Here is a 26367-nt window from a genome sequence, read left to right on the forward strand (position 1 = left end):
CTCAACCCTCCCGGCTTTCGAAGTCGATGCGCGGATCGACCAGGGTGTAGGTGAGATCGCCGATCAGCTTGACCAGCAGGCCCAGCAGGGTGAACAGGAACAGCGTGCCGAACACCACCGGGTAGTCGCGGTTCAGCGCCGACTCGAAGCTGAGCAGGCCCAGGCCGTCGAGGGAGAAGATCACCTCGATGAGCAGCGAACCGGTGAAGAACATGCCGATGAAGGCGGCGGGGAAGCCGGCAATGATGATCAGCATGGCGTTGCGGAACACGTGACCGTAGAGCACGCGGTTGGGGCTCAGGCCCTTGGCCTTGGCGGTGACTACGTACTGCTTGCCGATCTCGTCGAGGAAGCTGTTCTTGGTCAGCAGGGTCAGGGTGGCGAAGTTGCCGATCACCAGCGCGGTCACCGGCAGCGCCAGGTGCCAGAAGTAATCGGCGACCTTGCCCAGCAGCGACAGCTCGTCGAAGTTGCTGGAGGTGAGGCCGCGCAGCGGGAACCAGTTGAAGTAGCTGCCGCCCGCGAACAGCACGATCAGCAGGATGGCGAACAGGAACGCCGGGATGGCGTAGCCGACGATGATCGCCGAGCTGGTCCAGACATCGAAGGCGCTGCCGTGGCGGGTGGCCTTGGCGATGCCCAGCGGGATGGAGACCAGGTACATGATCAGTGTGCTCCAAAGCCCGAGCGAGATGGACACCGGCATCTTTTCCAGAATCAGGTCGGTGACCTTGGCGTCGCGGAAGAAGCTTTCGCCGAAATCGAACTGTGCGTAGTTGGTCAGCATCAGCCAGAAGCGCTCATGGGCCGGTTTGTCGAAGCCGTACATGCGCTCGATCTCGGCCACCAGTTCCGGGTCCAGGCCCTGGGCGCCGCGATAGTTGGAGCCGGACGCCGCTTCGGCGCCGCCGCCGGCGATGCGTCCGGTGGCGCCACCGGCTGCGGCGTCGAAGCCCTCCAGGCGGGCGATGGTCTGCTCCACCGGGCCGCCGGGCGCGGCCTGGATGATGAGGAAGTTGATCAGCAGGATGCCGAGCAGGGTCGGAATGATCAGCAGCAGGCGCCGCGCAATGTAGGCCAGCATTATTCAGCTACCTCGTCCGGCGCAGGCGTCGGCGCGCTGCCTTCGATCCACCAGCTCATCAAACCCACGTCGTAGCGCGGTGTGCGGTGCGGGCGCTTGAGATGCGTCCAGTGCGCCACGCGCCAGGTATCGATGTAGTAGTTGGGCACCACGTAGTGGCCCCAGAGCAGGGCGCGGTCCAGCGCGCGGGCATGGGTGATCAGGCTCTGCCGCGAATCGGCGCGGATCAGGCCTTCCACCAGCGCATCGATCGCCGGGTCGCGCAGGCCGATGAAGTTGCGGCTGCCGGGGCTGTCCGCGCTGCGCGAATGCCAGAACTCCATCTGTTCGTTACCCGGCGAGTTCGATTGCGGCCAGATGCTGGAGGTCATGTCGAAGTCACGGGAACGCAGGCGGTTGATGAACTGCGAGACGTCCACGCGACGCAGCTGCATCTCGATGCCCAGCTCGGCCAGGTTGCGCTTGAACGGCAGCAGCACGCGCTCCATGTTGGCCTGCAGCACCATGAACTCGAAGCTCAGCGGCTGGCCATCGGCATTCACCATGCGGTCCTTTTCCACTCGGTAGCCGGCGTCGAGCAGCAACTGGTACGCGCGGCGCTGGCGGTCGCGAATGATGCCGCTGCCGTCGCTCACCGGCGGCTCGAAACCCTGGGTGAATACCTCCTCGGGCAGGTGCTCGCGCAGGGGCTCGAGGAGCTTCAGCTCCGCCTCGTCAGGCAGCCCGCGGGCCGCCAGTTCCGAGTTCTCGAAGAAGCTGCGGGTGCGCTTGTAGGCGCCAAAGAAAAGCTGTTTGTTGGTCCATTCGAAGTCGAACAGCAGGGCAATGGCCTCGCGCACGCGGCGATCCTGGAACATCGGCCGGCGGATATTGAAGGTGAAGCCCTGCATGCCCACCGGATTGTGGTTGGGAATGGCTTCCTGGATGATCCGGCCGCTGCGCAGGGCGGGGCTGTCATAGCCGGTGGCCCAGTCCTTGGCGGAGTATTCCAGGTTGTAGTCGAACTGCCCGGCCTTGAAGGCCTCCAGGGCGACGGACATGTCGCGGTAGTAATCCAGGGTAATGGCGTCGAAGTTGTACAGGCCGCGGGTCACCGGCAGATCGGCTGCCCACCAGTCGGTGATCCGCTCGTAGCGCACGGAGCGGCCGGCGGCGTAGCTGGCGATGCGGTACGGGCCGCTGCCCAGCGGCGGCTCCAGGCTGGTGCGGGTGAAGTCGCGCTTGGCCGGCAGCACCTTCATGGCGCGCAGGGCGGCCAACAGGTCCTCGCTGGCGGGGCCGTTCAATTCGGCACGCAGGCGCCGGGCATCCGCGATGTGCAGGGATTTCACCGCGGCAAGTGCCGGCAGATCCTGGGTGGCACGGGACAGTTGCACGTCCTCGGCGCTGGGGAGGTTCTCGCCCTCGTTCAGGGTGATGGTGACGCTGCGGCCGTCTTCGGCGAGCACTAGCGTGGCGATGGTTTCCAGCGCCGGTGCGGACTCCCTTCGGGACAGGTCGCGTTCCTGCCACCAGTGCCGGGGCAGAATCTGCAACTGCCCGATGATCAGTGGCAATTCGCGGTTGCCGGTATGGGTGAAATCGAAGCGCACGCGATGCAGCCCTTCGGCCACCACCTGTTTGATGTCCGCGTAATAGTGGCGGTACATCGGGTCGCCCTTGCTGACCAGGGTATCGAAGGTGAACACCACATCCTCGGCGGTCAACGGGGTGCCGTCATGGAAGCGTGCCTGGGGGCGCAGGTGGAAGCGCACGAAGCTGTTGTCCGGCGCCTTTTCGATCCTTTCCGCCAGCAGGCCGTATTCCGTGAACGGCTCGTCCGGGGAATGGTAGGTGAGGGTGTCGTAGACCAGCCCGATCATGCTGGCTTCGTTGCCCTTGGGTATGAACGGGTTGAAGCTGTCGAAGCCATTCAGCCCGGCCAGGCGCAGGGTGCCCCCCTTGGGCGCGTCCGGGTTGACGAAGTCGAAGTGGCGGAAATCGGCCGGGTAGAGCGGTGCCTCGTCATACAGCGTGACGGCATGCTGGGGTTGCGCCAGTGCCGCGCCGGCCAGCCCGAGCGTGAGGGCCGTGGCCGGCAGCAGGCGTTTGCACAGGGTGTTCATCGTGAGCTCTTCTCCGTGGGCTTTTGCCACCAGGCACGCAATCCGAGGGTGTACGGCGGCGTACCGGGCATGGCCAGGCGATTGCGATAGGCCAAGCGGTGGTGATCGATGTACCAGTTGGGGATGCTGTAGTGCTGCCAGAGCAGCACGCGGTCCAGGGCGCGGGTGGCGACAATCTGCTCCTCACGGCTGGTGGCGGCCAGCAGCTGTTCAAGCATGGCGTCCACCACCGGATCGGCGATACCCGCATAGTTGCGGCTGCCACGCACGTTCGCCTGGGAGGAATGAAAGTACTGCCATTGTTCCAGGCCGGGGCTGAGGGTTTGCGGCAGTGTCATCAGCACCATGTCGAAATCGAAGCTGTCGAGCCGTTGCTTGTACTGCGCGCGGTCCACGGTGCGCAGGCCGACCTGCACGCCGAGGCGCTGCAGGTTCTCCCGGTACGGCTGCAGGATGCGTTCCAGGCGCGGGTTGACCAGCAGGATCTCGAAACGCAGTGGACGACCCCGGGCGTCGCGCAGCCCCTGGCCGGATGGCTTCCAGCCCGCCTCGGCCAGCAGGCCGAGGGCGCGGCGTATGGTCTCGCGCGGAATGCCGCGGCCATCGGTGCGCGGCATCTGCCAGGGGCGGGTGAGTGTGCCGGGCGGCAGTTGCTCGCGCCAGGGTGAAAGCAGCAGCCACTCGGCGCCTTCCGGTTTGCCAGTGGCGGAGAATTCGCTGTTGGGGAAGTAACTCTCGCTGCGCCGGTAGGCGGCATTGAACAGGGTGCGGTTGGCCCATTCGAAATCCAGCATCAGGCCCATGGCTTCGCGCACCCGCCGATCGGCGAAGATCGCTCGCCGGCTGTTCATGAACAGCGCCTGGGTCTGGGTGGGAATCCGATGGGGAATCTCCGCGCGGATCACCTCGCCGCGCGCCACTGCCGGGAAGTTGTAGCCGCTGGCCCAGTTCTTTGCCTGATTTTCCAGGAAGATGTCGAATTCGCCGGCCTTGAAGGCCTCGAAGGCCACATGGTTATCGCGGTAGAAATCCACCTCCACCCGATCGAAGTTGTACTTGCCGCGGTTCACCGCCAGGTCCTTGCCCCACCAGTTCTTCACCCGCTCGAATACCAGACGTCGGCCGGGCTCCACCTGGACGATGCGGTAAGGACCGCTGCCCAGCGGTGGCTCGAAGCTGGTGGCCTTGATGTCGCGCTTGTTCCAGTAGTGCTGCGGCAGCACCGGCAGCTCGCCGAGGCGCAGGATCAGCAGCGGGTTGCCGGCGCGCTTGAACACGAAACGGATGCGCTGGCGGTTGAGGATGTCGACCCGTGCCACTTCCTGCAGGCTGGTGCGGTAGCTCGGGTGGCCATCGCGCAGCAGGGTGCGGTAGGAAAAGGCCACGTCGGCGGCGGTGATCGGCTTGCCGTCGTGGAAGCGAGCTTCGCGGCGCAGGTTGAATACCACCCAGCTGCGTTCGCTGTCGTAGTCGATGGACTCGGCCACCAGCCCATAACTGGAAGCGGGCTCGTCACCGGAAGGATCGTAGGCGCCGGTGCCGACCATCAGCGGGGCGTTCAGCTCGCTGACGCCGTACTGCCAGAAGTTGGCCGTCGCTGTGGGGCTGGTGCCCTTGAGCGGGTAGGGATTGAGGGTATCGAAGGTACCAAGGCCCATCAGGCGCAGGGTGCCGCCTTTGGGTGCGTCGGGGTTGACCCAGTCGAAGTGGGTGAAGGAAGCGGGGTACTTGAGCGTGCCGAACTGGGCGTAGCCATGGCTGTTGAAGAGCCCGGCGTGCACCGGCAGGCAAAGCAGGCTCAGCAACAGGATAACGAGGCGGTACATCAGGCGAGGAAACCCGGTCCATGGCGGCGGATGAAGCTGCCGGTACAGTACCAGCTTGCCCCGGGGGGCAAAAGCCCGCCGACCCGGGGCTGCGGATCGGCGGTAGGCTGGCAGGCCGCCCTGGGGGAGCGGTTCAATCCGCGAGATAGAGCGTCAGGGTCTGGCCGGGCCGCAGCGCTTCGCTGCTGTTGGGGTTCCAGCTCTGCAGGTGGCTGACGTTCACGTTGAAACGCTTGGCGATGGCGTACAGCGAGTCGCCCTTGCGCACCTTGTAGATCGTCGGTTGCTCACCGGTCGGTTGAGCGCTGCCGCCGCGCAGGGTCAGCACCTGGTCGATGCGCAGGCGGTTGCCCGACAGCTTGTTCCAGCGCTTGATGTCGGTGACGCTGACCTTGTGGTTGGCGGCGATGGTCCACAGCGAGTCGCCGTTCTTGACCCGGTAGTTGTAAGTGCCTTCGCCACCTGTGCTGGCGCTGGCCAGCACGGTGCGGGCAGCGGGTGCCGGCTGGCCGGCGTGCGAGGGAATGCTGAGCAACTGGCCGACGCGCAGGTGTGTGCCGCGGATGCGGTTGATTTCCTGCAGCATGCCCACGGTCAGGTTGTGCCGGCGGGCGATGGTGTACAGGCTGTCACCCGGGCGGACCTTGTACTCGTGCCAGTCAACCAGGTCCTCTTGCGGAAGCTGCGCGAGGTTGGTGGCGAGAATCTCGGCGTTGCTGCTTGGCACCAGCAGATGGCGGGGGCCGTCCATGGTGATCCGGCGCTTGAAGGCCGGATTGAGCAGATACAGGTGCTGCTCGTCGATCTCGGCCAGCTTGGCGGCGCGGGCCAGGTCCATGCGGCGGTCGATCTCGACCACCTCGAAGTAGGGCTCGTTGGGGATCGGATTCAGCGCGACATTGTATTTTTCGGGTGCCTTTACCAGCGAGGCCAGGCCAAGCAGCTTGGGCACGTATTCGCGGGTTTCGCGCGGCAGTGGCAGGCTCCAGAAATCGGTCGGCAGCCCCTTGCTCTCGTTGCGCTTCATGGCCCGGCGCACCGTGCCTTCGCCGGCATTGTAGGCCGCCAGGGCCAGTGGCCAGTCGCCGTCGAACATGGCATGCAGGCGGGTCAGGTAGTTCAGCGCGGCGTCGGTGGAGGCGGTGACGTCACGGCGCCCGTCATACCAGTTGGTCTGGCGCAGGTTGAAATGGCGTCCCGTGGAAGGAATGAACTGCCACAGGCCCGCCGCATGGGCGCGGGAATAGGCGAGGGGGTTGTAGGCGCTTTCGATTACGGGCAGCAGCGCCAGTTCCAGCGGTAACTGGCGCTCTTCGAGGCGTTCGACGATGTAGTGCATGTATAGGCTGCCGCGCTCACTGGCAGCTTCGAGCGTCCGGGGATTGTCGATGAACAATTGACGGTGGCGGATGATCTGAGCGTTCTCTTCAATGGAGAAGGCAAAGCCCGCCCGCATGCGTCCCCAGATATCGGCTGGCGGAGCCTGTACGGTCTCGGCGAAAGGTTGCGAAGCGGGCAGAGCAGGGGTGCCCAGGGTTGCCTGCTCCGTTGGATCGGTGGATTGCTGCAGGCTCTGACAGCCCGCCAGAGTCAGCAGGCCGGCCAGCGAGGCGAGTCGCAGGGCCCGTGCCAGAGGGGCTGAATAAAGATGAAAAGAAAGAAGCGGCGGCATTGGAGGTGGTCGTTTCGAGGCCAAAAATTGCCGCGATTCTAGGAACGCAACGGCGCAAGGGCAAGGAGGCCCGGTGACACGGGCCTCGCTTCGGGAAGTTAAAAATGATCTTTCCAGGCGCGCAGCGCTTCAAACACAAGTGCTGGCGTCAGATTTCCGTTTTTTTGACGCGTCGAAATAATTTCATTAATGGATGTTTCGTTGCAGCGCAGAAAGGGGTTGGTGGCCTTCTCGATGGCCAGTGTGGAGGGCAGCGTCTTGTGCCCGGCCGCACGCAGGCACTCCACCTCTTCCAGTCGCGCGCGGACCTGGGGGTTGTGCGGCTCCACGGCGCTGGCAAAACGCAGGTTGCTCAGCGTGTATTCATGGGCGCAGTAGATGCGCGTGGTGTCGGGCAGGCTTGCCAGCCGGCTCAGCGAGTCGTGCATCTGTGCGGGACTGCCTTCGAATAGACGCCCGCAACCAGCGGCGAACAGGGTATCGCCGCTGAACAACACGGGTGTGTCGGCGGCCGTATCGCTGTAGTAGGCGATGTGCCCCAGGGTATGGCCCGGAACATGGAAGACGTGCCATGCGTGGCCCAGCACCTTCACGAGGTCGCCGTCGCCAACCGCCTGGTCGCGGGCCGGGATCGCCTCCCGCTCGGGGCCGACGACCCGCGCTGCGGTCTGCTGCTTGAGAGGCGCAATGCCACCCACGTGGTCGTGATGGTGGTGAGTGACCAGAATATCGGTAAGGCGCCAGTCGGGATGCGCCGCCAGCCAGTTCAGCACCGGTGCGGCGTCGCCCGGATCCACCACCGCGCATGTATGCGTGGCGTGGTTTTGCAGCAGCCAGATGTAGTTGTCATTGAACGCCGGCAGGGCATCGATCTTCAGCATGGCGGATGGCTCGCGTTGCGGAACATAAAGGTGCATCTTAATCGGCATTGCCAAGGCGGGCCTTACCCGTCTTCATCCGGAGGTGGTCATGACCGAGCAACCCTTTGCCCAGGCCGATCCTCGCTGGCTGGCGCTGACTGGCGAGGCGCGGCGCTGGTTCGCCGGGCCCCTGGGGCAGCAGATGCTGAACGCCGAGCATCCCGTCCTGGAGTCCGAACTCGCCGGCTTCTTCGGCGGCTTCAGCATTCATTACGGCCCACCGCCCAAGTCGTGCGCGGCTCGGCAGATCCGCCATACGGTCAGCCTGGGGGCGCCCTTTCCAGGGGTGGAAATCGCCTGCGACGAGCAGGCCTGGCCGCTGGGCGAGCACAGCGCCGACCTGGTAGTGCTGCAACACGGTCTGGATTTCAGCGTTTCCCCTCACGGCTTGCTGCGCGAGGCGGCCCGCAGCGTGCGGCCTGGCGGGCACCTGGTGATCCTCGGCATCAATCCCTGGAGCAGTTGGGGACTGCGGCATTACTTCGCATCCGACGGACTGCGCCAGGCGCGCTGCATCGCACCCAGCCGGGTGGTCGACTGGCTGAACCTGCTGGGCTTCGCGCTGGAGAAACGCCGCTTCGGATGCTATTGTCCGCCGCTTGCCTCGCCGGCCTGGCAGGCACGGCTGGCGCGCCTGGAACGGTGGGGCGGACGCTGGCAGTCGCCGGGGGCCGGCTTTTACATTCTGGTGGCGCGCAAGCTGATGATCGGCCTGCGACCCTTGCGCCAGCCGCGCCGTGAAGCGATGGGAAAACTCCTGCCGTTGCCGGTGGCCAAGGTCAGCCGCCGCGTGCCGAGTATCGCCAAGAAGCATGAGTGACATCGTCGAGATCTACACGGACGGCGCCTGCAAGGGCAATCCGGGTCCGGGGGGCTGGGGCGCGCTACTGATCTACAAGGGCGTCGAGAAGGAGCTCTTCGGTGGGGAAGCGCAAACTACCAACAACCGCATGGAGTTGATGGCGGCCATCCAGGCGTTGGCTACCCTGAAGCGCTCCTGCCAGGTGCGGCTGATCACCGATTCCCAATACGTGATGCAGGGCATCCAGGACTGGCTGCCCAACTGGAAGAAACGCGGCTGGAGAACCGCCAGCAAGCAGCCGGTGAAGAACGCCGACCTCTGGCAGCAGCTGGACGAGCAGGTCAGCCGCCATCAGGTGACCTGGGAATGGGTGCGTGGCCATACCGGCCATCCCGGTAACGAGCGCGCCGACCAGCTCGCCAACCGCGGCGTCGTCATGACGACGAAATAGACAGCAGGACGATAGGACATGCGCAGCGTAGTACTCGATACCGAAACCACCGGTATGCCGGTAGGCGATGGCCACCGCATCATTGAAATCGGTTGCGTCGAATTGATGGGCCGTCGCCTGACCGGTCGCCATTTCCACGTTTACCTGCAGCCAGACCGCGAGGTGGACGAAGGCGCCATCGCAGTACACGGCATTACCAACGAATTCCTGGTCGACAAGCCGCGCTTCCGGGAAGTGGCCGACGAGTTCTTCGCGTTCATCCAGGGCGCCCAGCTGATCATTCACAACGCGGCGTTCGATATCGGCTTCCTCAGCAATGAATTCAACCTGCTGAGCCAGCACGAACGCGCCGATATCGGCAGTTACTGTTCCGTGCTGGATACCCTGCTGATGGCTCGCGAGCGCCATCCGGGCCAGCGCAACAGCCTGGATGCGCTGTGCAAGCGCTATGGCGTGGACAACTCCAACCGCGAGCTCCACGGCGCCTTGCTCGACGCCGAGATCCTTGCCGACGTCTACCTGGCGATGACCGGTGGCCAGACCCACCTGTCGCTGGCTGGTGAGAGCAGTGAAGCCGGGGGCGGACGCCTGGCCCCGTCGCCCATCAGACGCTTTGTCGCGCGCGCGCCTGGCCGTGTCATCCGGGCCACGGACGCCGAGCTGGCCGCGCATGCCGCGCGCCTGGCCGCGCTGGAGAAGGCCAGCGGCGCGCCAGCGCTGTGGGCACAGCTGGAGCAGCAGTAGCCGGGCCTGTGGGGCGGTCTTGTCCGCGAGCCCTTCGGACGGCCGCATCCAAAAGCTCGCGAATGAATTCGCTCCCACAGCATCCCTGCAGGCCATTCCTCCCTTGCGACTGGCGTCCGTCTGTATGACTCTTTGACGCCAGACAGCGGGCAGGGTGGACCATGTATAACGAGCTGAATTTTCCGATTCTCATCGTTCATCGCGACATCAAGGCCGAAAGTGTGGCCGGCGAGCGCATCCGGGCCATCGCCGCCGAGCTCGGCCAGGGCGGCTTCACCATTCTCAGCACGGCGAGCACGATGGAGGGGCGGATCGTCGCTTCCACTCATCACGGGCTGGCCTGCATCCTGCTGGCTGCGGAGGGGGCCGGTGAGAACCGCCATCTGCTGCAGGACATGGTGGAGCTGATCCGTGTGGCCCGGGCGCGGGCACCGCAGTTGCCGATCTTCGCCCTCGGCGAGCAGGTGACCATCGAGAACGCCCCGGCCGAAGCCATGGCCGACCTCAACCAGCTGCGCGGCATCCTCTATCTGTTCGAGGACACGGTGCCGTTCCTGGCCCGCCAGGTGGCACGGGCGGCGCGCAACTACCTCGACGGGCTGCTGCCACCGTTCTTCCGCGCCCTGGTGGAGCACACCGCGCAATCCAACTATTCCTGGCACACCCCTGGCCATGGTGGCGGGGTGGCCTACCGCAAGAGCCCGGTCGGCCAGGCTTTCCACCAGTTCTTCGGCGAGAACACGCTGCGTTCGGATCTTTCGGTATCCGTGCCGGAACTGGGCTCGTTGCTGGATCACACCGGGCCGGTGGCCGAGGCGGAGGCGCGGGCGGCGCGCAATTTCGGTGCCGACCACAGCTTCTTCGTTATCAACGGCACCTCCACGGCCAACAAGATCGTCTGGCACGCCATGGTCGGTCGCGACGACCTGGTACTGGTCGATCGCAACTGCCACAAGTCCATCCTGCACGCCATCATCATGACCGGCGCGATTCCTCTGTACCTGACACCGGAGCGCAACGAACTCGGCATCATCGGCCCCATTCCGCTGAGCGAGTTCAGCCCCGAGGCGATACGCGCCAAGATCGACGCGCATCCGCTGGCGCGGGGGCGCGAGCCGCGCATCAAGCTGGCGGTGATCACCAATTCCACCTATGACGGCCTCTGCTACAACGCCGAGCAGATCAAGCGAGCACTGGGCGACAGTGTCGAGGTGCTGCACTTTGACGAGGCCTGGTATGCCTATGCTGCATTTCACGAGTTCTACGCCGGCCGCTACGCCATGGGCACCGCACGGCAGGGCGACGGGCCACTGGTCTTCAGCACCCACTCGACCCACAAGATGCTTGCCGCGTTCAGTCAGGCCTCGATGATTCATGTGCAGGACAACGGCGAGCGGGCGCTGGATCGCCAGCGCTTCAACGAGGCGTTCATGATGCACATCTCCACGTCGCCGCAGTACGGCATCCTCGCCTCGCTGGACGTGGCCTCGGCGATGATGGAGGGGCCGGCCGGTCGGTCATTGATCCAGGAGACCTTCGATGAAGCGCTGAGCTTCCGGCGTGCCCTGAACAACGTGCGCAAGAATCTGGCGGCGCAGGACTGGTGGTTCCAGATCTGGCAGGCCCCGGAGGCAGACACCGTGGACACGCTGCAGGTCGAAGACTGGGTACTGCAACCGGGCGCCGACTGGCACGGCTTCGACGATGTCGCCGACGACTACATGCTGCTCGACCCGATCAAGGTCACCCTGGTCATGCCGGGCCTCACCGCCGGCGGGCGGCTGGACGAGCGGGGTATTCCGGCGGCGGTGGTCAGTCGCTTCCTCTGGGAGCGGGGGCTGGTAGTGGAGAAAACCGGTCTGTACTCCTTCCTGGTGCTGTTTTCCATGGGCATCACCAAGGGCAAGTGGAGCACCCTGCTTACCGAGCTGTTGGAGTTCAAGCGGCATTTCGATGCCAACCTGCCGTTGAGCGAGGCCTTGCCGTCGGTGGCCAGGCTGGGTGGGGTGCGCTACCAGGGCATGGGGCTGCGCGACCTGTGTGACGAGTTGCATCACTGCTATCGGGAGAACGCCACGGCTAAGGCGCTCAAGCGCATGTACACCCAGCTGCCGGATATCGCCATGACCCCGGCCCAGGCCTACGACCGTCTGGTGCGTGGCCAGGTGGAGGCGGTCCCCATCGATGCGCTGCAGGGGCGGATTGCTGCCACCATGCTGGTGCCTTATCCGCCGGGTATCCCGCTGATCATGCCGGGCGAGCGCTTCAGCGAGCGGAACTCTGCCGTGCTGGACTACCTGCGTTTCGCCCAGGCTTTCGAACAGCGTTTTCCGGGCTTCGCCGCCGATGTGCATGGCCTGCGCCACAAGGAGACGGCCGAGGGGCGGCGCTACAGCGTGGATTGCGTCATTCCGTGATAGCGGGCAGCCGGGCATTTTGCCCGGCGTGGCGTGGAGGGAGAAGGGTGCTGTTTGTCACACCCTTGCCATCGACTTTTAATGGCCGCTTGCTATAGTGGCGCACAGTTTCATACGTCCATTTGAATCGTGAGGGAATACTGCATGGCCGATTACCAAGCTTTCCGGGTCGAGTTGAAGGACAAGATTGCCCACGTGCAGATCAACCGACCGGAAAAGCGCAACGCCATGAACAGCGCCTTCTGGACCGAAATCATCGAGATCTTCACCTGGGCCGACCGTACGGACGACGTTCGGGTGGTCGTCCTCAGCGGTGCTGGCGAGCATTTTTCCTCCGGTATCGATCTGAATCTGCTGGCCCAGGCGGCCGCGTTGGTCGGCAAGGACGTCGGGCGCAGCGCCGATGCCCTGCGCCGAAAGATTCTCGAGTTGCAGGCCTCCTTCAATGCTGTCGACCGTTGCCGCAAGCCGGTGCTGGCCGCCATTCAGGGCTATTGCCTGGGTGGGGCCATCGACCTGGTCTCGGCCTGCGACATGCGTTACGCCTCCCGCGACGCGAAGTTCGCAATCAAGGAGATCGACATGGGCATGGCCGCCGACGTTGGTACCCTGCAGCGTCTGCCGCGCATCATCGGCGACGGCATCATGCGCGAGCTGGCTTTCACCGGGCGCATGGTGGAGAGCGAGGAAGCCCAGCGCATCGGCCTGGTCAACCGGGTCTACGACGACAAGGACAGCCTGCTGGCCGGGGTCATGCAACTGGCCGCGGACATCGCCGCCAAGTCGCCCATCGCCATTCGCGGTACCAAGGAAATGATTCGCTACATGCGTGACCATCGCGTAGATGATGGCCTGGAATACATCGCGACCTGGAACGCCGCGATGCTGCAGTCAGCCGATCTCAGAATTGCCATGGCCGCTCATATGAGCAAGCAGGCGCCGGAGTTTGCCGACTGAAATATTTGAACCGCCTGCAGGGAGAAGCAGTGGCATGGCTGGAGTCACCTCACTCAACCTGGTCCGCGACGAGCTGTTCGCGACCATGGCCGAGGCAGAGCAAAACCTGGAACACTTCATTGCCGAGCGGCAGAACGGCAGCCTGTTGCAACAGGCGGTCGGCAATCTGCAGCAGGTGCGCGGTACCCTCAAACTCATCGAACTCACCGGTGCGGAGCTTTTGGCGCAGGAGATCCTGCGCCTGGGCATGGACGTGCCTGTGGATGCCGGTCCCGAGCGCGATGACCAGCTGACTGCGCTCAGCGGTGCGCTGCATGTGCTGCGCAGTTACCTGGAGGGGCTGGATGTCCACCGCCAGGAGATCCCCGAGCTGCTGTTGCCGGCGATCAATGACCTGCGCAGGTCTGTTGGTCAGCCAGCGTTGCCTGCCAGCTTCTTTTTCAGCGTGCGTCTGGATCAGGCGCGCCCGCCCCGCGACGTCGCTGCCGTCGATCCCAGAGCGCGCCAGGCCCAGGCTCGCCTGCTGCGCCACATGTACCAGCTGGGGCTGGTCGGTTTCCTGCGCGACGACAATCACCAGCCAGGCCTTAAGCTGATGGCCCGTGCGCTGGCGCGCTTCGACAACCTGTTCGGCCACGAGCCGCGTGGCCGGCTCTGCTGGGTCGGCGCAGGTGCGGCGGAAGCCATGCTTGATGGCCAGCTGCGGCCCCGGGAATCCACCCGCAAGCTGTTTAGCCGCATCGATCGGGAACTCAAGCTGCTGCTAGGTAACGAAGGCTATGAAGTCCCTCGTCATGTCCTCAAGGAAATGCTCTATCTGATTGCCCTGGCCGACTCGTCGGGCCCGCGTGCCACCGAGCTTCGCCAGGTGTTCAACCTCAGCCCGCTGCCCTTCACCGACCACATGTTGGAGGAGGGCTACCAGCGCCTGGCCGGCCCGGGCCAGGCCGTGATGCGCTCCTTGTCCACTGCCATTCGCGAAGAACTGAGTGCCGTCCAGGACCTGCTCGATCTGATCGGGCGCGGTACCGCCCAGCATGACAGTTTCGCCATGCTGCATAGCCAGCTCGCCAAGCTGACCAAGACACTGGGCATGGTTGGCCTGATCTCGGCCGCCAACGCCCTGCAGGAGCAGCTGTCCCAGGTAGCCACCTGGTCCAATGAGCAGCCGGCGGCTGCGCCGGCGCTTGAGCGACTGGCCGAAACACTGCTGTACGTGGAAAGCATGGTGGCGAGCCTGGACCGCAGTCGGCGTCGCGCGCCGACTGCGGCTGCGTCCACCGGCAGCGACACGTCCTTCATGCTGCATCAGCTCAATGAGGCGCGCATCGTGGTCAGCGACGAGGCGCAGTCCGGGCTGGCGCTGTCCAAACGTGCCATCGTGGCCTATCTGGAATCCGGCGGTGAAAAGCTGCACCTGGCCAATGTGCCGCATTCCCTCCAGGCCGTGCGTGGCGGGCTCTGGTTTCTGGGATACGAGCGCGCGGCGCGCCTGGTGGGCAGCTGCGGCGATTTCATCCAGTGGCGCATGCTGGAATCCGAGCGTATGCCGGCCGAGCCGCTGCTGGAAACCCTGGCGGACGCACTGACCAGCCTTGAGTACTTCCTGGAAGACGGCGGTCGCCTGCACGGCGAACCGCGCGATGATGTGCTCGATCTGGCTGAGCGCAGCGTTCAGGCTCTGGGTTTGCCGGTGGCCTGCTGATGGATTGGCGACCCGCCTGCATCACCTCCAGCCAGAGGGAAGGCTGGGTTCTGCTGCAGGGGGCGCAGGGCTTTGTGCAGGGAAATGGCGGTCCGTTGTTTTCGCGTGCCTGGATACGCTCGCAGGGGCTGCAGGGCATAGCCGAGCATGGACTTGGCTACTGGCGGGGTGAGCCGGTGTGTGTGCTGCAGCTGGCCGAATCGACTCCGCTGCCCGCTCGCTGCGAATGGGTGAGCCTGCGGCGACATCTGCTGGAGGGTGACGGGCGAATCGTGCCGCTGCTCAACTACGCCAGCCAGATCGTGACCTGGGCCGAGGAGCACCGCTTCTGCGGTCGCTGCGGCCGTCCACAGCAGGCTGCCGAGGATGAGCGCGCCATGTGCTGCGAGCAGTGTGCGACCCGCCAGTATCCGCGCCTGTCGCCGAGCATGATCGTGCTGGTGACCCGCGGCGATGAGATCCTGCTGGCCCGTTCGCCGCGTTTCGCACCCGGCGTCTACAGCACCCTGGCCGGCTTTGTGGAGCCGGCCGAGTCCGTCGAGCAGTGCGTGATTCGCGAGGTGCGCGAAGAGGTGGGGCTGGAGGTCGGCAACCTGCGCTATCAGGGTAGCCAGAGCTGGCCCTTCCCCCATTCGCTGATGCTCGGTTTCCATGCCGAGTACGTCGGCGGCGAGATCGTGCCGCAGCCCGAGGAAATCGAGGACGCCCGCTGGTTCGCCCTCGATGCATTACCGCCGTTGCCCAAGCCGGGCTCCATCTCCCGTTACCTGGTCGACCTCCACCTGGCGCGCCGTTCAGGCCGCCCCGACCCAGTGCTGCCAGGCTAGCCGCAGGCTCAGCGCCAGAACCACCAGGATGAACACCGGGCGGATGAAGCGCGCGCCGCCGTGGATCGCCGTGCGCGCGCCCAGGTAGGCGCCGGCCATCAGCGCCAGACCCATGCCAATACCCAGCACCCAGGCCACCTGGCCGGCTACGATGAACACGCCCAGGGCCACGGAATTGCTCACGAAGTTCATGCTGCGCGCCACGCCGCTGGCTTTGAGTAGGTCGAGCGGGTAGAGCATCAGCGTGCTGACCGTCCAGAAGGCGCCGGTGCCAGGGCCGGCGACGCCGTCGTAGAAGCCCAGCGAGAGTCCTTGCGGCCATTGCCGATGGCGGCCGAGAGGAGCCTGGCTGTCGCCGGTCGCCTCGCGGGGCTTGCGCTGGAACAGCAGGTACAGCGCGCAACCGAACACCACGACCGGCAGCATCAGGTTCAGCCAGCTGGCTGGCATCAGGTGCGCCAGCCAGGCGCCGAACAGCGCCCCCACGGCGGTGGCCAGCAGCGCGCGCCACCAGCGGCCGGGATCGAACAGGCGGCGTCGGTAGAAAGTGAAGCTGGCGGTGGCCGAGCCGAAGGTGGCGCACAGCTTGTTGGTGCCCAGCACCAGGTGTGGAGGCAGCCCCGCAGTGAGCAGGGCAGGCAGGGTGAGCAGGCCACCGCCACCGGCGATGGCATCGATGAAACCGGCGAGGAAGGCGACGGCCACCAGCAGCCCGAGCGTGAGCGGCTCAAGGGCGATTTCGAAAGGCAGGGTCATGAAAACTCGAACTGGGACAGATTGTGGAAGGGTGCGGCTGGTTGCTCCCGCAGGGGCTTGCGCATAATGCCGGCATTTTCATCGCGCAGGAATCCATCCCATGCAGTATGACGGTCTGGCCTGGCTCGGCGGCGCCCTGGCGACGCTGGTGACGCTGTTGGCGGTACGTCTGCTTTGGCGGCGCGGCTGGTTGGCCGGCTGGTTACGCGGCAACCTGGCGCTGGGCCTGCTGGCGCTGGCGGCGCTACTCGGTCTGCTGGTGAAGGCGTTGCTGGCGTATGCGCCCCTGCCGGAGAGCAACCGACCGCTGGTGACCCTGAGTTTCCAGGCGCTTGCACCCCAGCAATATCAGGTAGCCCTGCTGGAGGGCACCCGCGAACGCCAGGCGATCCTGCAGGGGGATCTCTGGCAGCTGGACGTGCGCATGCTGCGCATGAAGGGACTGGCCGAACTGATCGGTCTGGAGTCTGGCTACCGTCTGGAGCGCCTCGCTGCCCGCTACATGGCCATCGAGCAGCAGGCCCTGCAGAACCAGGCTGATCTGCTGGAAGACGCCCCGCTCGATTTCTGGCACCTGCTGCGCCTGCCGCAGCGCTCGCTCTGGCTGCTCGATGCGACGCCGCTGCGCAGCGGCCAGCTGCCCATGGCGGACGGGGCGGTGTATGTCGTCAGTCTTTCCGCGGCGGGCCTGCTGGCGCAGCCGCTGAATCCGGCCGCGCAACGGGCGGTGCGGCTCTGGACGTTGAAGGAATGAGCCCCGGTACCGCCCGCCATCGTGTGCCGTCTCAGGCCAGGTAGCCTCCGTCCACGTTCAGCGCCACGCCGGTGGTATAGCTGGAGGCGTCGCTGGCCAGGTACAGCACGGCGCCGGCCATTTCGCTCGGCGCGGCGACACGCTTGAGCGGAATGCGCTGCAGGGCCATCTTCAGAATCGCGTCGTTGCTGGTCAGCGCCGATGCGAACTTGGTGTCCGTCAGGCCCGGCAGCAGGGCGTTGCAGCGAATGCCCAGGCCCGCGCATTCCTTGGCGAACACCTTGGTCATGCTGATCACCGCTGCCTTGGTCATGGAGTACACGCCCTGGAACTCGCCGGGGGTGACGCCGTTGATCGAGGCGACGTTGATGATGCTGCCGCCCCCCTGCGCCTTCATCAGCCGGCCGGCTTCCACCGACATGAAATAGTAGCCGCGGATGTTCACATCCACGGTCTTCTGGAAAGCGGTCAGGTCGGTGTCCAGCACGTGGCCGAACTGCGGGTTGGTGGCGGCATTGTTGACCAGGATGTCCAGGCGGCCGAAGCGCTCGCGGATTTCCGTAAAGGCCGCGCGGATCTGCTCCATTTCGCCGATATGGCAGCCGATGGCGGTGGCCTGGCCGCCTTCCGCGCGGATAGCCTCAGCCACGCCCTCGCAGCTTTCCACCTTGCGGCTGGAGACGATCACATGGGCGCCCTGCTGGGCGAGCAGGCGGGCAATGGCCTCGCCGATGCCCCGGCTGGCGCCGGAAACGAAGGCGATCTTGCCGTCGAGGTCGAACAGATTGGTCTTGTTCATGGGGCGTTCCCTTTTGTAATTGTCAGAGGGTGGAGGCGCGGATCACCCGCAGGGCCATTTGTTCCAGCAGCCCATTCATCTTCACGAAGGGGGCAAAGCGCGCGTCGCGGGTCTGGCCGTGGTAGTAGCGGTAGTAGATCTGCTGGGCGATGCCGGCCAGGCGGAACAGGCCGTAGCAGTAGTAGTAATCGAAGGTGTCGATGCGAATGCCGGCGCGCTCGGCGTAGTAGGCAACGAACTCCGCGCGGGTCAGCATGCCGGGCGCGTTGCTGGGCTGACGGCGCAGCAGCTGCACGGGAGCCGGGTCGCTGGCTTCCACCCAGTAGGCCAGGGTGTTGCCCAAGTCCATCAGCGGATCGCCGATGGTGGTGAGTTCCCAGTCCAGTACACCGATGATGCGCATCGGATCCTGCGGATCAAGGATCACGTTGTCGAAGCGGTAGTCGTTGTGCACCAGCGCCGGCTTGGGGTGGTCGGCGGGCATCTTCTCGCTCAGCCAGGCCTTCACCTCTTCCCATAGCGGCGCGTCGGGCGTCAGGGCTTTTTCGTAGCGGTCGCACCAGCCTTCGATCTGGCGCTGCACGTAGCCTTCCGGCTTGCCCAGATCGCCCAGCCCGCAGGCCTGGTAATCGACGCCATGCAACTCCACCAGCTTGTCGATGAAGCTCTCGCACAGGGCCCGGGTCTTCTCTGGCGTGAAGGCCAATTCGGCGGGCAGGTCGCTGCGCAGGATGATCCCTTCGATGCGCTCCATGACGTAGAACTCGGCGCCGATCACCGCTTCGTCCGTGCAGTGCAACAGGGCCTTGGGGCAATAGGGGAAGCCGTCGTTGAGGCGATTGAGAATGCGGAACTCGCGGCCCATGTCGTGGGCGGACTTGGCCTTGCGCCCGAACGGCGGGCGGCGCAGCACCAGGGCGCGATCCGGATACTGCAGCAGGTAGGTGAGGTTCGAGGCGCCGCCGGGGAACTGGCTGATCGTCAGCGGCCCCTGCAGGTCTTGCAACTGCCCCTTGAGATAGGCATCCACACGCACGGCATCCAGCTCCTCGCCCTCGCGGATCTGGCTGGCCTGGTCGGTCAGTGACATTGTTGTTCTATCCTTCTGCCTGATGGTCGAGGTCCGTAAGTATTGGCCAATCTAATCGGCGCGGCGGACGCGGCTCAAGGAAACCGCCGCCTTATTGGTCAGGCTGTTGCCGGTCGATAAGTTCGCCGAAGTGACAGGCAAAAAAAACCGGAGCAGGGCTCCGGTTTTTCAGGTGCGGGCGGCAATCAGAAGGCGAACAGCTCGCTCAGCTTCATGGCCAGCATCATGTCGCCTTCGGCGCGCAGCTTGCCGGCCATGAAGGCCTGCATGCCGTCGGTTTCACCGCTGGTGATGCCCTTCAGGGTGTCGGTGTCGAGAATCAGGGTCACGTTGGCGTTGGGATTTTCGCCTTGCTCGACGGCGCAGGTGCCATCCTTGACCACCAGGGCGTAGTTCTCGCCGTCTTCGATGTTGAACTGGAACACGAGGTCCAGGCCGGCAGCGGCGCTCGGGTTGAACTTGGATTGCATGCTTTGGATGATGTCGGCAACGGTGCTCATGTCATGGTTCCTTGTTTTCGGTTTTTCTGGCGGCTTGCGGCCGCAGTATGCCGGGCTCAGCGATAGGTGATGAGCTCCGGGGCCTTCAGCAACTCGAGGTGCGCATGGTTGTTGAAGGAAGCCAGGGACAGGTCGCTACCCCGAAACTTCAGGTGGGTCAGCGACGTGTTGACGATCTGCCAGTTCAGCTCGAAGGCCTTCAGCGGCGGAACGCCGGAAACGCGGTGCAACAGGGCGGTAATGGCGCCGCCCGAGGTAAAGATGGCGATGCGGGCGCGGTCGTTGTTTGCCCGCTCGATGACCCGGCGCAGACCCTGTTCGACTCGAGCGGCGAAGGCTTCCCAGCTTTCCACCCCCGGTGTGTTCAGGCGGCCGCCCAGCCAGCCGTCGATGACGAACTGGAACAGGCGCTGGAAATCGCTGCGGTGGTCGGCTGCATTGCGCAGAATGTGCAGGGCTCGCGGTTCATGTTCCAGCAGCTCGGGCAGATGGGCGCGGATCAACTCCTCGGCCTTGAATTCGTCGAAAGCCGGTTCGATATGCAGTTGCGGGGTCGGCAAGCCGGCGCTGCTCAAGCGGCGCAGGGCATGCTCGGCCGTATGGCGCTGGCGCTGCAGGGTGCCGCTGTAGCAGTGGTCGAAGGCGGTACCGAGTCGGGCCAGGTGGTCACCGAGGATTTCCGACTGGCGCACGCCGGTGGCGCAGAGGACATCGTAGTCATCCGCACCGAAGGAAGCCTGGCCATGTCGAATCAGATAGATACTGCCCACACCCGGTACCCGGCAGGTTGAAGTGAACCGAGGGTAGGGTGAGCGCGGGTGGCTGTCAACGAAAAAACATACGCTTGTTTGAATTGCGCTGCCCCGTGTCGATGACGTCTGTGGCGGGCCATGGGTATGCTTGGCCGCAATCGGGCTCGGATAGCGTAGGAGGGGATGTGGAGTTTCTGGCGGATTATGCGGGCTTTCTTGCCAAAACGGTCACCGTGGTGGTGGCCATTCTGGTGGTACTGGCGGCCATCGCCGTGCTGCGCGGACGCAATCGGGCGCGTAGCGGGCACCTGGAAGTGCGCAAGCTCAACGAATTCTTCACTGGCTTGCGCGAGCGACTGGAGCAGGAGCTGCTCGACAAGCACGAGCTAAAGCTCCGGCGCAAGGCGGAAGCCAAGGCCGACAAGTCCGCGAAGAAGGCGGGTGAGCATAAGCCGCGCGTGTACGTGCTGGACTTTGATGGCGACATCCGCGCCTCGGCGGTCGAACATCTGCGCCACGAGATCACCGCGCTGCTGAGCGTGGCGACACCCAAGGACGAAGTGGTGCTGCGCCTGGAAAGCCCGGGCGGCATGGTGCACGGCTACGGCCTGGCGGCCTCGCAGCTGGTGCGCATCCGCCAGGCGGGTATACCGCTGACCGTGTGCGTCGACAAGGTGGCGGCCAGTGGCGGCTACATGATGGCCTGTATCGGCGATCGGATTCTCAGCGCCCCCTTCGCTGTGCTCGGCTCGATTGGTGTGGTCGCGCAGATCCCCAACCTGCACCGGCTGCTCAAGAAGCACGATGTCGATTACGAGGTGCTGACCGCCGGCGAGTACAAGCGCACGCTGACGGTGTTCGGCGAGAACACCGATAAGGGCCGGCAGAAGTTCCAGGAGGACCTAGAACTCACCCATGTACTGTTCAAGGACTTCGTGTCCCGTTACCGGCCGCAGCTGGACATCGACCAGGTAGCCACCGGCGAGGTCTGGCTCGGCCAGGCGGCGCTGGGTCGCCAGTTGATCGACGAGCTCAAGACCAGCGACGAATACCTGTGCGAGCGTGCCCGCGAAGCCGACCTTTATCTACTGCATTTCGCCCAGAAAAAAAGTCTGCAGGAGCGTGTCGGCATGGCCGCCAGCTCGACGCTGGACGGCGTGCTGACCAGCCTGCAGAAGCAGCGTTTCTGGTAGTTCAAGAACAATAACAGGAGACGATCCATGACCCATTTCCAGGCCCTGCAGGCCGATCGCGACGAACAGGGTGCCTTTTGCCAGAAGGTGGTTACCCGCGAGCTGGACTCACTGCCGGCGGGTGACGTGCTGGTGCGCGTGCGCTATTCCTCACTCAACTACAAGGATGCGCTGTCGGCCACCGGCAATCCCGGCGTGACGCGCAACTACCCGCATACCCCTGGCATCGATGCCGCCGGCGAGGTGGAAGCCTGTGCCACCGGTGAGTTCTCGGCGGGGGACCGGGTGATCGTTACCGGCTACGACCTGGGCATGAATACGTCCGGCGGTTTTGGCCAGTACATCCGCGTGCCGGCCGGCTGGCTGGTGCCGCTGCCGGCCGGACTGAACCTGCGCGAGGCCATGCTGCTGGGTACTGCTGGCCTGACCGCCGGTCTGTGCGTGGACAAGCTGCTGGTCGCCGGCGTCAGCCCGGAGGGTGGTCCGGTGCTGGTAACCGGCGCCACCGGCGGGGTGGGCAGCATCGCGGTGATGCTGCTGGCCAAGCTGGGCTTCGAAGTGGAGGCGGTGACCGGCAAGGCGGAGCAGGGTGACTGGTTGCGCCAGATCGGCGCCAGCGCCGTGCTGGGCCGCGAGGCCGTTCAGGAAGGCACCGCCAAGGCGCTGCTCAAGGAGCGCTGGGCTGGCGCGGTGGACACGGTGGGCGGCGACGTGCTGTTCAATGTGGTCAAGTCGCTGCGCCGTGGCGGCAGCGTCGCCTGCTGTGGCCTGACGGCGGGCACCGGCTTCCAGGCCAGCGTGTTCCCCTTCATCCTGCGTGGCGTGAACTTGCTGGGGGTGGATTCGGTGGAAATCCCGCTGGCGGACAAGGCCGATATCTGGCGCAAGCTGGCCGGGCCGTGGAAGCTGGAAGGGCTGGAGCGCCTGTGCCACGAAGTTGGCCTGGCGGAGCTGCCGGCGGAGATTGCGCGTATTCTGGAAGGCCGCCAGGTGGGCCGCGCGCTGGTGCGGGTTGATTGAAGTCGGCCGCTCCACCGTAGGTGGACACGCGTTGTTCTTGTCCACCATCGCGCCGGAACGGCGCGCAGGGTGGATCGGTGAAGCGCAATCCACCCTGCGCTTGCCCTCCGTAAAAGAAGGCCCCGCCGGTTGGTGGGGCCTTTTGCTTACTGTCGGCGACGGAACAGCGGACGCGGATCGTCGCTGGCCGCCTGGTAGGTCACGGAAAAGTCCTTGAGGCCTTCCAGCGCATCGTGGGGATCGCGGTCCGCGCGAATCGCATAGGCATCGAATCCACAGCGGCGCATAAAGAACAGCTGGTCGCGCAGCACGTCCCCGATGGCGCGGATCTCGCCGCGATAGCCGTAGCGTTCGCGCAACAGGCGGGCGCTGGAATAGTGACGGCCATCGGTAAAGGCCGGGAAATTGAGTGCCACCACCTGAAAGGCGTCCAGCTGGTCGCTGATCTCCTCCACGGCTTCGTCCGCATCCAGCCAGACGCCCAGGCCTCCATCGCGGGCCTTGAGCGCGTGGGCGTGCTCGCGCCATAGGGCCAGCGGCACGATCAGGTTGTCGCTATTGGGCAGGCCTTCAAGGGTCGCTTCCTTGTCCAGCAGATGCCAACGGTCATCCACTACCTGGTCGTTCTTAATGATGCGCTGCATAGACGCGTTCCTTGAAGGGGTCGATGCCAATACGGCGGAAGGTATCGATGAAGCGCTCGTCTTCGGTGCGCTGGGCCAGATAGACGCCGACGATTTTCTCGATCACGTCTGGCATGTCGTCCTGGGCAAACGATGGGCCGAGGATCTGGCCGAGGCTGGCGTCGCGGCCGGAGCTGCCGCCCAGCGAAACCTGATAGAACTCCGCCCCTTTCTTGTCCACGCCGAGAATGCCGATGTGGCCGATGTGGTGGTGGCCGCAGGCGTTCATGCAGCCGGAGATGTTCAGGTCCAGCTCGCCCAGGTCGAACAGGTAGTCCAGGTCGTCGAAGCGACGCTGGATGGCTTCGGCCACTGGAATCGATTTGGCGTTGGCCAGCGAGCAGTAGTCCCCGCCGGGGCAGGCGATGATGTCGGTGAGCAGGCCGATGTTTGGCGTGGCCAGGCCCAGCTCGCGCAGCTCCAGCCAGAGCGCGTGCAGCTGGCTCTGCTCGACGTCGGCGAGAATCATGTTCTGTTCGTGGGAGTTGCGCACCTCGCCGAAGCTGTAGCGGTCGGCCAGCTCGGCGATGGCGTCCAGCTGCTTGTCGCTGACATCGCCTGGCGCCACGCCGGTCTTCTTCAGCGACAGAGTGACCGCCGCGTAGCCCGGCTTCTTGTGGGCGGTAACGTTGCGCGCGCGCCAGCGGGCAAAGCCGGGGTTTTCTGCATCCTGCCGGGCCAGTAGTTCGTCCTGATCCTCAAGCGCGCGATAGGCCGGGTCGACGAAGAAGCGGCTGACGCGCGCGACTTCCTCTTCGGTCAGGGTGGTGGGGCCATCCTTAAGGTGCTGCCACTCGGCATGCACGCGCTCGGCGAATACCTCGGGAGTCAGCGCCTTGACCAGGATCTTGATGCGCGCCTTGAACTTGTTGTCGCGACGGCCATAGCGGTTGTAGACCCGTAGAATCGCATCCAGGTAGCTGAGCAGGTGCTGCCAGGGCAGGAATTCATTGATGAAGCTGCCGACAATCGGCGTGCGGCCCAGGCCGCCGCCGACCGAGACGCGAAAGCCCAGCTCGCCGGCGGCGTTGCGTACGGCTTCCAGGCCGATGTCATGCACTTCAATGGCGGCGCGGTCGCGCGCCGCGCCGTTCACCGCGATCTTGAACTTGCGCGGCAGGAAGGCGAATTCCGGATGGAAGGTGGACCACTGGCGGATGATCTCGCACCACGGACGCGGGTCCACCAGTTCGTCGCGGGCCACGCCGGCAAACTGGTCGGTAGTGGTGTTACGGATGCAGTTGCCACTGGTCTGGATGGCATGCATCTGCACGCCGGCCAGCTCGGCCAGGATGTCCGGCACATCTTCCAGTTCCGGCCAGTTGAACTGCACGTTGGTGCGCGTGCTGATGTGCGCGTAGCCCTTGTCGTAATGACGGGCGATGTGCGCGAGGGTGCGCACTTGCGTCGAGGACAGCAGACCGTAAGGCACCGCGATGCGCAGCATGGGTGCGTAGCGCTGGATGTACAGGCCGTTCTGCAGGCGCAGCGGGCGGAACTCGTCTTCCTTCAGCTCACCGGCCAGGTAGCGGCGGGTCTGGTCGCGAAACTGCCGGACGCGCTCCTCGATGATGTGCTGGTCGTACTGGTCGTAAACGTACATAGGGGTCCTGTAAGCGGTCTACTGCCGGGTTGCGCGCGCAGTCGCGCCACCGCATCTTGGGGCCGGCACGATAGCAGTATCGATTTATGCTTAAAAGTGAAGTTTAAGAATATGTTTAGAATTAAAAGGAATTAAAAACAGCGCGCGCGCCTTCTGCAAAGCTGGTCTTTACTCGAAGCGGGTTGCGCAGAATAAGGGAACATGCATGGACAAGCACTCCGGTCATGACGAGAGCGACAGCCGAGTCGACGCAGTGGCGATTCTCGCGCTGATTCTTCTGGCCGTCTCGACGGCAGTCTATTGGGTCAGCCAACAATAGCTGGCAGAATGCCAGGCTTTGTCTGGCTTCGATGGTGCGGTGTTGTCAATGAGGCGTGTAGTCACCGGGTTGTTTCTGTGCTGGATGACCTTTGCCGCCTGTGCCGCCCCGTCGGTGGCCTTCATCAATCCTGGTTATTCCAGCGAGCCCTTCTGGGTCAGTTATTCCCACTTCATGCAGGCCGTGGCCGATGACCTGGGTATGGAACTGGAAATCCATTACGCCGAACGGGATTTCAACCGCCTGCTGGCGCTGGGCAGGCAGGTGCGCGACCGCCAGCCGGACTACCTGTTGTTCGTCAATGAGATCTATGCCGGTCCCGAGCTGTTGAGAATCTTCGAAGACAGCCCGGTTCGACTCTTCAATGTGCACAGCACCCTCACCACCTCGCAGCGCGAGCGCACCGGCAATCCGCGTGAGCGCTATCGCAACTGGATCGGCAGCCTGATTCCCAACGACGAGGAAGCCGGCTATCTGATGGGCAAGGCCCTGGCAGCCATGAAGCCACCGGGCCAGGTGGAAATGCTGGCCTTCGGCGGCGTGCCGCAGACCCCTTCGGCGCAGCTGCGCAACCTGGGCCTGCTGCGCGCGCTTGGCGAGCACCCGGACATTCGTCTGCGCCAGTTGGTCAACGGCGAGTGGTCGCGCCAGCGGGCCCGGGACCAGGCGCGCACGCTGTTCGAGCGCTACCCCGCTGTCCGGCTGGTATGGTCCGCCAACGACGAGATGGCCCTCGGTGCCATCGAGGCGGTGCGCGAGCGGGGACTGCAGCCGGGCAGGGATGTGCAGTTCAGTGCGGCGAACAATTCCGCCGAGGTATTCCAGGCGCGGCTGGAAGGTGACATCGGGGCGCTGACGTCCGGGCATTTCACCCTGGGAGGCTGGGCGCTGCTGCTGGTTCACGATTACCACCTGGGGCGGGACTTTGCCGAGAGGATCGGCGTTGACGCGTTGGGCAAGGTGTTCAGATTGCTGGACGAGGAGCAGGTGGCGCTGCTTCAGCGCCGGCTCGGCGCAGCGCCGCTGCAGGTGGATTTCCGTCGTTACAGCCGGGTTTTGCACCCTGAACGGGTCGGCTATCCGCTGGATCTGTCACCGTTGCTCGATGTGCCGACTCAGGCCAGGTAGAGCGCCAGCTTCACCAGGCCGAGGACGATCAGTACGAAGAACAGGCAGAACAGCAGCCCGAGCACGATGAACTGCACCGGGCGGCCGCGACTGAAATCGCGCGCGCGGTTCTTGCCGCTCTGCACGCCTAGGGCGGCCGCCAGCACGCTCTGCAGCAGCTCACCCCAGCCAAGGGGGCGCTTGTCGTCGTGGTCGTTCATGTCGTGCTCCTGTCGCAAAGGGTATCAGCGAAAGTAAAGCTGCCCGTGGCGAGATGGGTG

At 64.8% G+C, this 26367-nt stretch carries 24 protein-coding genes; 11 read left to right on the plus strand and 13 right to left on the minus strand.

Annotation, left to right across the window (positions count from 1 at the left end; genetic code table 11):
• Position 1: 1 nt before the first annotated feature.
• The 5 genes from PT85_RS03295 to gloB all read right to left on the minus strand — a co-directional run bounded on the left by PT85_RS03295 (position 2) and on the right by gloB (position 7568).
• Complete coding sequence (locus PT85_RS03295) at positions 2 to 1084, minus strand: microcin C ABC transporter permease YejB (RefSeq protein ID WP_027590075.1); 1083 nt, start codon at positions 1082 to 1084, stop codon at positions 2 to 4.
• Positions 1084 to 3189, minus strand: coding sequence for an extracellular solute-binding protein (locus PT85_RS17650; RefSeq protein ID WP_081798243.1), 2106 nt, complete (start codon positions 3187 to 3189; stop codon positions 1084 to 1086). The genes PT85_RS03295 and PT85_RS17650 overlap by 1 nt, the downstream gene beginning before the upstream one ends.
• Positions 3186 to 5015, minus strand: a complete 1830-nt coding sequence (locus PT85_RS03305) for an extracellular solute-binding protein (RefSeq protein WP_039605895.1) — start codon at positions 5013 to 5015, stop codon at positions 3186 to 3188. The genes PT85_RS17650 and PT85_RS03305 overlap by 4 nt, the downstream gene beginning before the upstream one ends.
• 133 nt (positions 5016 to 5148) lie before the next feature.
• Entirely contained in the window at positions 5149 to 6687 is a 1539-nt protein-coding gene (locus tag PT85_RS03310) for a lytic transglycosylase (protein WP_082013024.1), read from the minus strand.
• A 98-nt stretch (positions 6688 to 6785) separates the two neighbouring features.
• Positions 6786 to 7568 carry a hydroxyacylglutathione hydrolase gene (gene gloB, locus PT85_RS03315; protein ID WP_039605896.1) on the minus strand — a complete coding sequence of 261 codons (783 nt, stop codon included), beginning with the start codon at positions 7566 to 7568 and terminating at the stop codon, positions 6786 to 6788.
• An 88-nt stretch (positions 7569 to 7656) separates the two neighbouring features.
• On the opposite strand from gloB, the gene PT85_RS03320 reads away from it, so the two are divergent.
• From PT85_RS03320 to nudC, 7 genes are all read left to right on the plus strand, one after another.
• A complete protein-coding gene (locus tag PT85_RS03320; RefSeq protein WP_039561499.1) occupies positions 7657 to 8427 on the plus strand; it encodes a class I SAM-dependent methyltransferase in 771 nt (256 codons plus the stop codon).
• Positions 8420 to 8860, plus strand: coding sequence for a ribonuclease HI (rnhA, locus tag PT85_RS03325; RefSeq protein WP_039605897.1), 441 nt, complete (start codon positions 8420 to 8422; stop codon positions 8858 to 8860). Before PT85_RS03320 ends, rnhA begins: the two co-directional genes overlap by 8 nt.
• A gap of 18 nt (positions 8861 to 8878) precedes the next feature.
• Positions 8879 to 9604, plus strand: a complete 726-nt coding sequence (gene dnaQ, locus PT85_RS03330) for a DNA polymerase III subunit epsilon (RefSeq protein ID WP_039561498.1) — start codon at positions 8879 to 8881, stop codon at positions 9602 to 9604.
• Positions 9605 to 9765: 161 nt separating this feature from the next.
• Positions 9766 to 12021: an Orn/Lys/Arg family decarboxylase gene (locus PT85_RS03335; protein WP_027590345.1), complete on the plus strand. Its 2256-nt coding sequence runs from the start codon at positions 9766 to 9768 to the stop codon at positions 12019 to 12021.
• 144 nt (positions 12022 to 12165) lie between these two features.
• Positions 12166 to 12978, plus strand: a complete 813-nt coding sequence (locus tag PT85_RS03340; protein ID WP_027590346.1) for a crotonase/enoyl-CoA hydratase family protein — start codon at positions 12166 to 12168, stop codon at positions 12976 to 12978.
• 34 nt (positions 12979 to 13012) lie between these two features.
• A complete protein-coding gene (locus PT85_RS03345; protein WP_039605898.1) occupies positions 13013 to 14683 on the plus strand; it encodes a hypothetical protein in 1671 nt (556 codons plus the stop codon).
• Positions 14677 to 15510, plus strand: a complete 834-nt coding sequence (gene nudC / locus PT85_RS03350) for an NAD(+) diphosphatase (RefSeq protein WP_407681072.1) — start codon at positions 14677 to 14679, stop codon at positions 15508 to 15510. The genes PT85_RS03345 and nudC overlap by 7 nt, the downstream gene beginning before the upstream one ends.
• On the opposite strand, the gene PT85_RS03355 is transcribed toward nudC, so the two are convergent.
• Positions 15478 to 16266: a TSUP family transporter gene (locus PT85_RS03355; RefSeq protein WP_039605899.1), complete on the minus strand. Its 789-nt coding sequence runs from the start codon at positions 16264 to 16266 to the stop codon at positions 15478 to 15480. The two genes, nudC and PT85_RS03355, sit on opposite strands and share 33 nt — an antisense overlap.
• Positions 16267 to 16366: 100 nt before the next feature.
• Between PT85_RS03355 and PT85_RS03360 the strand changes: the two genes are divergently transcribed.
• Positions 16367 to 17020, plus strand: coding sequence for a hypothetical protein (locus tag PT85_RS03360; RefSeq protein WP_027590350.1), 654 nt, complete (start codon positions 16367 to 16369; stop codon positions 17018 to 17020).
• Positions 17021 to 17051: 31 nt separating this feature from the next.
• Here the strand turns inward: PT85_RS03360 and PT85_RS03365 are convergent, their stop codons facing one another.
• The 4 genes from PT85_RS03365 to PT85_RS03380 form a co-directional block, all read right to left on the minus strand.
• Entirely contained in the window at positions 17052 to 17819 is a 768-nt protein-coding gene (locus PT85_RS03365) for an SDR family oxidoreductase (RefSeq protein ID WP_027590351.1), read from the minus strand.
• Positions 17820 to 17841: 22 nt separating this feature from the next.
• The gene (locus PT85_RS03370) at positions 17842 to 18909 is read right to left on the minus strand and encodes a phosphotransferase family protein (RefSeq protein ID WP_039605900.1); all 1068 of its coding nucleotides are present in this window, start codon (positions 18907 to 18909) and stop codon (positions 17842 to 17844) included.
• Positions 18910 to 19094: 185 nt separating this feature from the next.
• On the minus strand, positions 19095 to 19409 hold the full coding sequence (locus PT85_RS03375; protein WP_027590353.1) for an SCP2 sterol-binding domain-containing protein: 315 nt from the start codon (positions 19407 to 19409) through the stop codon (positions 19095 to 19097).
• A 56-nt stretch (positions 19410 to 19465) separates the two neighbouring features.
• Positions 19466 to 20179 carry a histidine phosphatase family protein gene (locus PT85_RS03380; protein WP_027590354.1) on the minus strand — a complete coding sequence of 238 codons (714 nt, stop codon included), beginning with the start codon at positions 20177 to 20179 and terminating at the stop codon, positions 19466 to 19468.
• Positions 20180 to 20346: 167 nt separating this feature from the next.
• Between PT85_RS03380 and sohB the strand changes: the two genes are divergently transcribed.
• Both sohB and PT85_RS03390 read left to right on the plus strand, forming a co-directional pair.
• Entirely contained in the window at positions 20347 to 21354 is a 1008-nt protein-coding gene (sohB, locus tag PT85_RS03385; protein ID WP_039605901.1) for a protease SohB, read from the plus strand.
• Positions 21355 to 21381: 27 nt separating this feature from the next.
• On the plus strand, positions 21382 to 22374 hold the full coding sequence (locus PT85_RS03390; RefSeq protein WP_039605902.1) for a YhdH/YhfP family quinone oxidoreductase: 993 nt from the start codon (positions 21382 to 21384) through the stop codon (positions 22372 to 22374).
• Positions 22375 to 22520: 146 nt separating this feature from the next.
• On the opposite strand, the gene PT85_RS03395 is transcribed toward PT85_RS03390, so the two are convergent.
• Positions 22521 to 23018: a DUF934 domain-containing protein gene (locus PT85_RS03395; protein ID WP_027590357.1), complete on the minus strand. Its 498-nt coding sequence runs from the start codon at positions 23016 to 23018 to the stop codon at positions 22521 to 22523.
• Positions 23002 to 24660: a nitrite/sulfite reductase gene (locus tag PT85_RS03400; RefSeq protein ID WP_039561490.1), complete on the minus strand. Its 1659-nt coding sequence runs from the start codon at positions 24658 to 24660 to the stop codon at positions 23002 to 23004. Before PT85_RS03400 ends, PT85_RS03395 begins: the two co-directional genes overlap by 17 nt.
• Before the next feature lie 367 nt (positions 24661 to 25027).
• On the opposite strand from PT85_RS03400, the gene PT85_RS03405 reads away from it, so the two are divergent.
• Positions 25028 to 26107, plus strand: coding sequence for an ABC transporter substrate-binding protein (locus PT85_RS03405; RefSeq protein ID WP_082013025.1), 1080 nt, complete (start codon positions 25028 to 25030; stop codon positions 26105 to 26107).
• Here PT85_RS03405 and PT85_RS03410 read toward each other — a convergent pair.
• Entirely contained in the window at positions 26095 to 26307 is a 213-nt protein-coding gene (locus PT85_RS03410; RefSeq protein ID WP_027590360.1) for a DUF2970 domain-containing protein, read from the minus strand. The genes PT85_RS03405 and PT85_RS03410 overlap by 13 nt on opposite strands.
• Between the last annotated feature and the right edge of the window lie 60 nt (positions 26308 to 26367).

It is taken from the genome of Pseudomonas flexibilis (assembly GCF_000806415.1).
Lineage (GTDB): Bacteria > Pseudomonadota > Gammaproteobacteria > Pseudomonadales > Pseudomonadaceae > Serpens > Serpens flexibilis.

Bases quoted from the DNA above. Each gene is read 5' to 3' on its own strand.
- PT85_RS03295 (WP_027590075.1), bottom strand. From the start codon at position 1,084: ATGCTGGCCTACATTGCGCGGCGCCTGCTGCTGATCATTCCGACCCTG.
- PT85_RS17650 (WP_081798243.1), bottom strand. From the start codon at position 3,189: ATGAACACCCTGTGCAAACGCCTGCTGCCGGCCACGGCCCTCACGCTC.
- PT85_RS03305 (WP_039605895.1), bottom strand. From the start codon at position 5,015: ATGTACCGCCTCGTTATCCTGTTGCTGAGCCTGCTTTGCCTGCCGGTG.
- PT85_RS03310 (WP_082013024.1), bottom strand. From the start codon at position 6,687: ATGCCGCCGCTTCTTTCTTTTCATCTTTATTCAGCCCCTCTGGCACGG.
- gloB (WP_039605896.1), bottom strand. From the start codon at position 7,568: ATGCTGAAGATCGATGCCCTGCCGGCGTTCAATGACAACTACATCTGG.
- PT85_RS03320 (WP_039561499.1), top strand. From the start codon at position 7,657: ATGACCGAGCAACCCTTTGCCCAGGCCGATCCTCGCTGGCTGGCGCTG.
- rnhA (WP_039605897.1), top strand. From the start codon at position 8,420: ATGAGTGACATCGTCGAGATCTACACGGACGGCGCCTGCAAGGGCAAT.
- dnaQ (WP_039561498.1), top strand. From the start codon at position 8,879: ATGCGCAGCGTAGTACTCGATACCGAAACCACCGGTATGCCGGTAGGC.
- PT85_RS03335 (WP_027590345.1), top strand. From the start codon at position 9,766: ATGTATAACGAGCTGAATTTTCCGATTCTCATCGTTCATCGCGACATC.
- PT85_RS03340 (WP_027590346.1), top strand. From the start codon at position 12,166: ATGGCCGATTACCAAGCTTTCCGGGTCGAGTTGAAGGACAAGATTGCC.
- PT85_RS03345 (WP_039605898.1), top strand. From the start codon at position 13,013: ATGGCTGGAGTCACCTCACTCAACCTGGTCCGCGACGAGCTGTTCGCG.
- PT85_RS03355 (WP_039605899.1), bottom strand. From the start codon at position 16,266: ATGACCCTGCCTTTCGAAATCGCCCTTGAGCCGCTCACGCTCGGGCTG.
- PT85_RS03360 (WP_027590350.1), top strand. From the start codon at position 16,367: ATGCAGTATGACGGTCTGGCCTGGCTCGGCGGCGCCCTGGCGACGCTG.
- PT85_RS03365 (WP_027590351.1), bottom strand. From the start codon at position 17,819: ATGAACAAGACCAATCTGTTCGACCTCGACGGCAAGATCGCCTTCGTT.
- PT85_RS03370 (WP_039605900.1), bottom strand. From the start codon at position 18,909: ATGTCACTGACCGACCAGGCCAGCCAGATCCGCGAGGGCGAGGAGCTG.
- PT85_RS03375 (WP_027590353.1), bottom strand. From the start codon at position 19,409: ATGAGCACCGTTGCCGACATCATCCAAAGCATGCAATCCAAGTTCAAC.
- PT85_RS03390 (WP_039605902.1), top strand. From the start codon at position 21,382: ATGACCCATTTCCAGGCCCTGCAGGCCGATCGCGACGAACAGGGTGCC.
- PT85_RS03395 (WP_027590357.1), bottom strand. From the start codon at position 23,018: ATGCAGCGCATCATTAAGAACGACCAGGTAGTGGATGACCGTTGGCAT.
- PT85_RS03400 (WP_039561490.1), bottom strand. From the start codon at position 24,660: ATGTACGTTTACGACCAGTACGACCAGCACATCATCGAGGAGCGCGTC.
- PT85_RS03405 (WP_082013025.1), top strand. From the start codon at position 25,028: ATGAGGCGTGTAGTCACCGGGTTGTTTCTGTGCTGGATGACCTTTGCC.
- PT85_RS03410 (WP_027590360.1), bottom strand. From the start codon at position 26,307: ATGAACGACCACGACGACAAGCGCCCCCTTGGCTGGGGTGAGCTGCTG.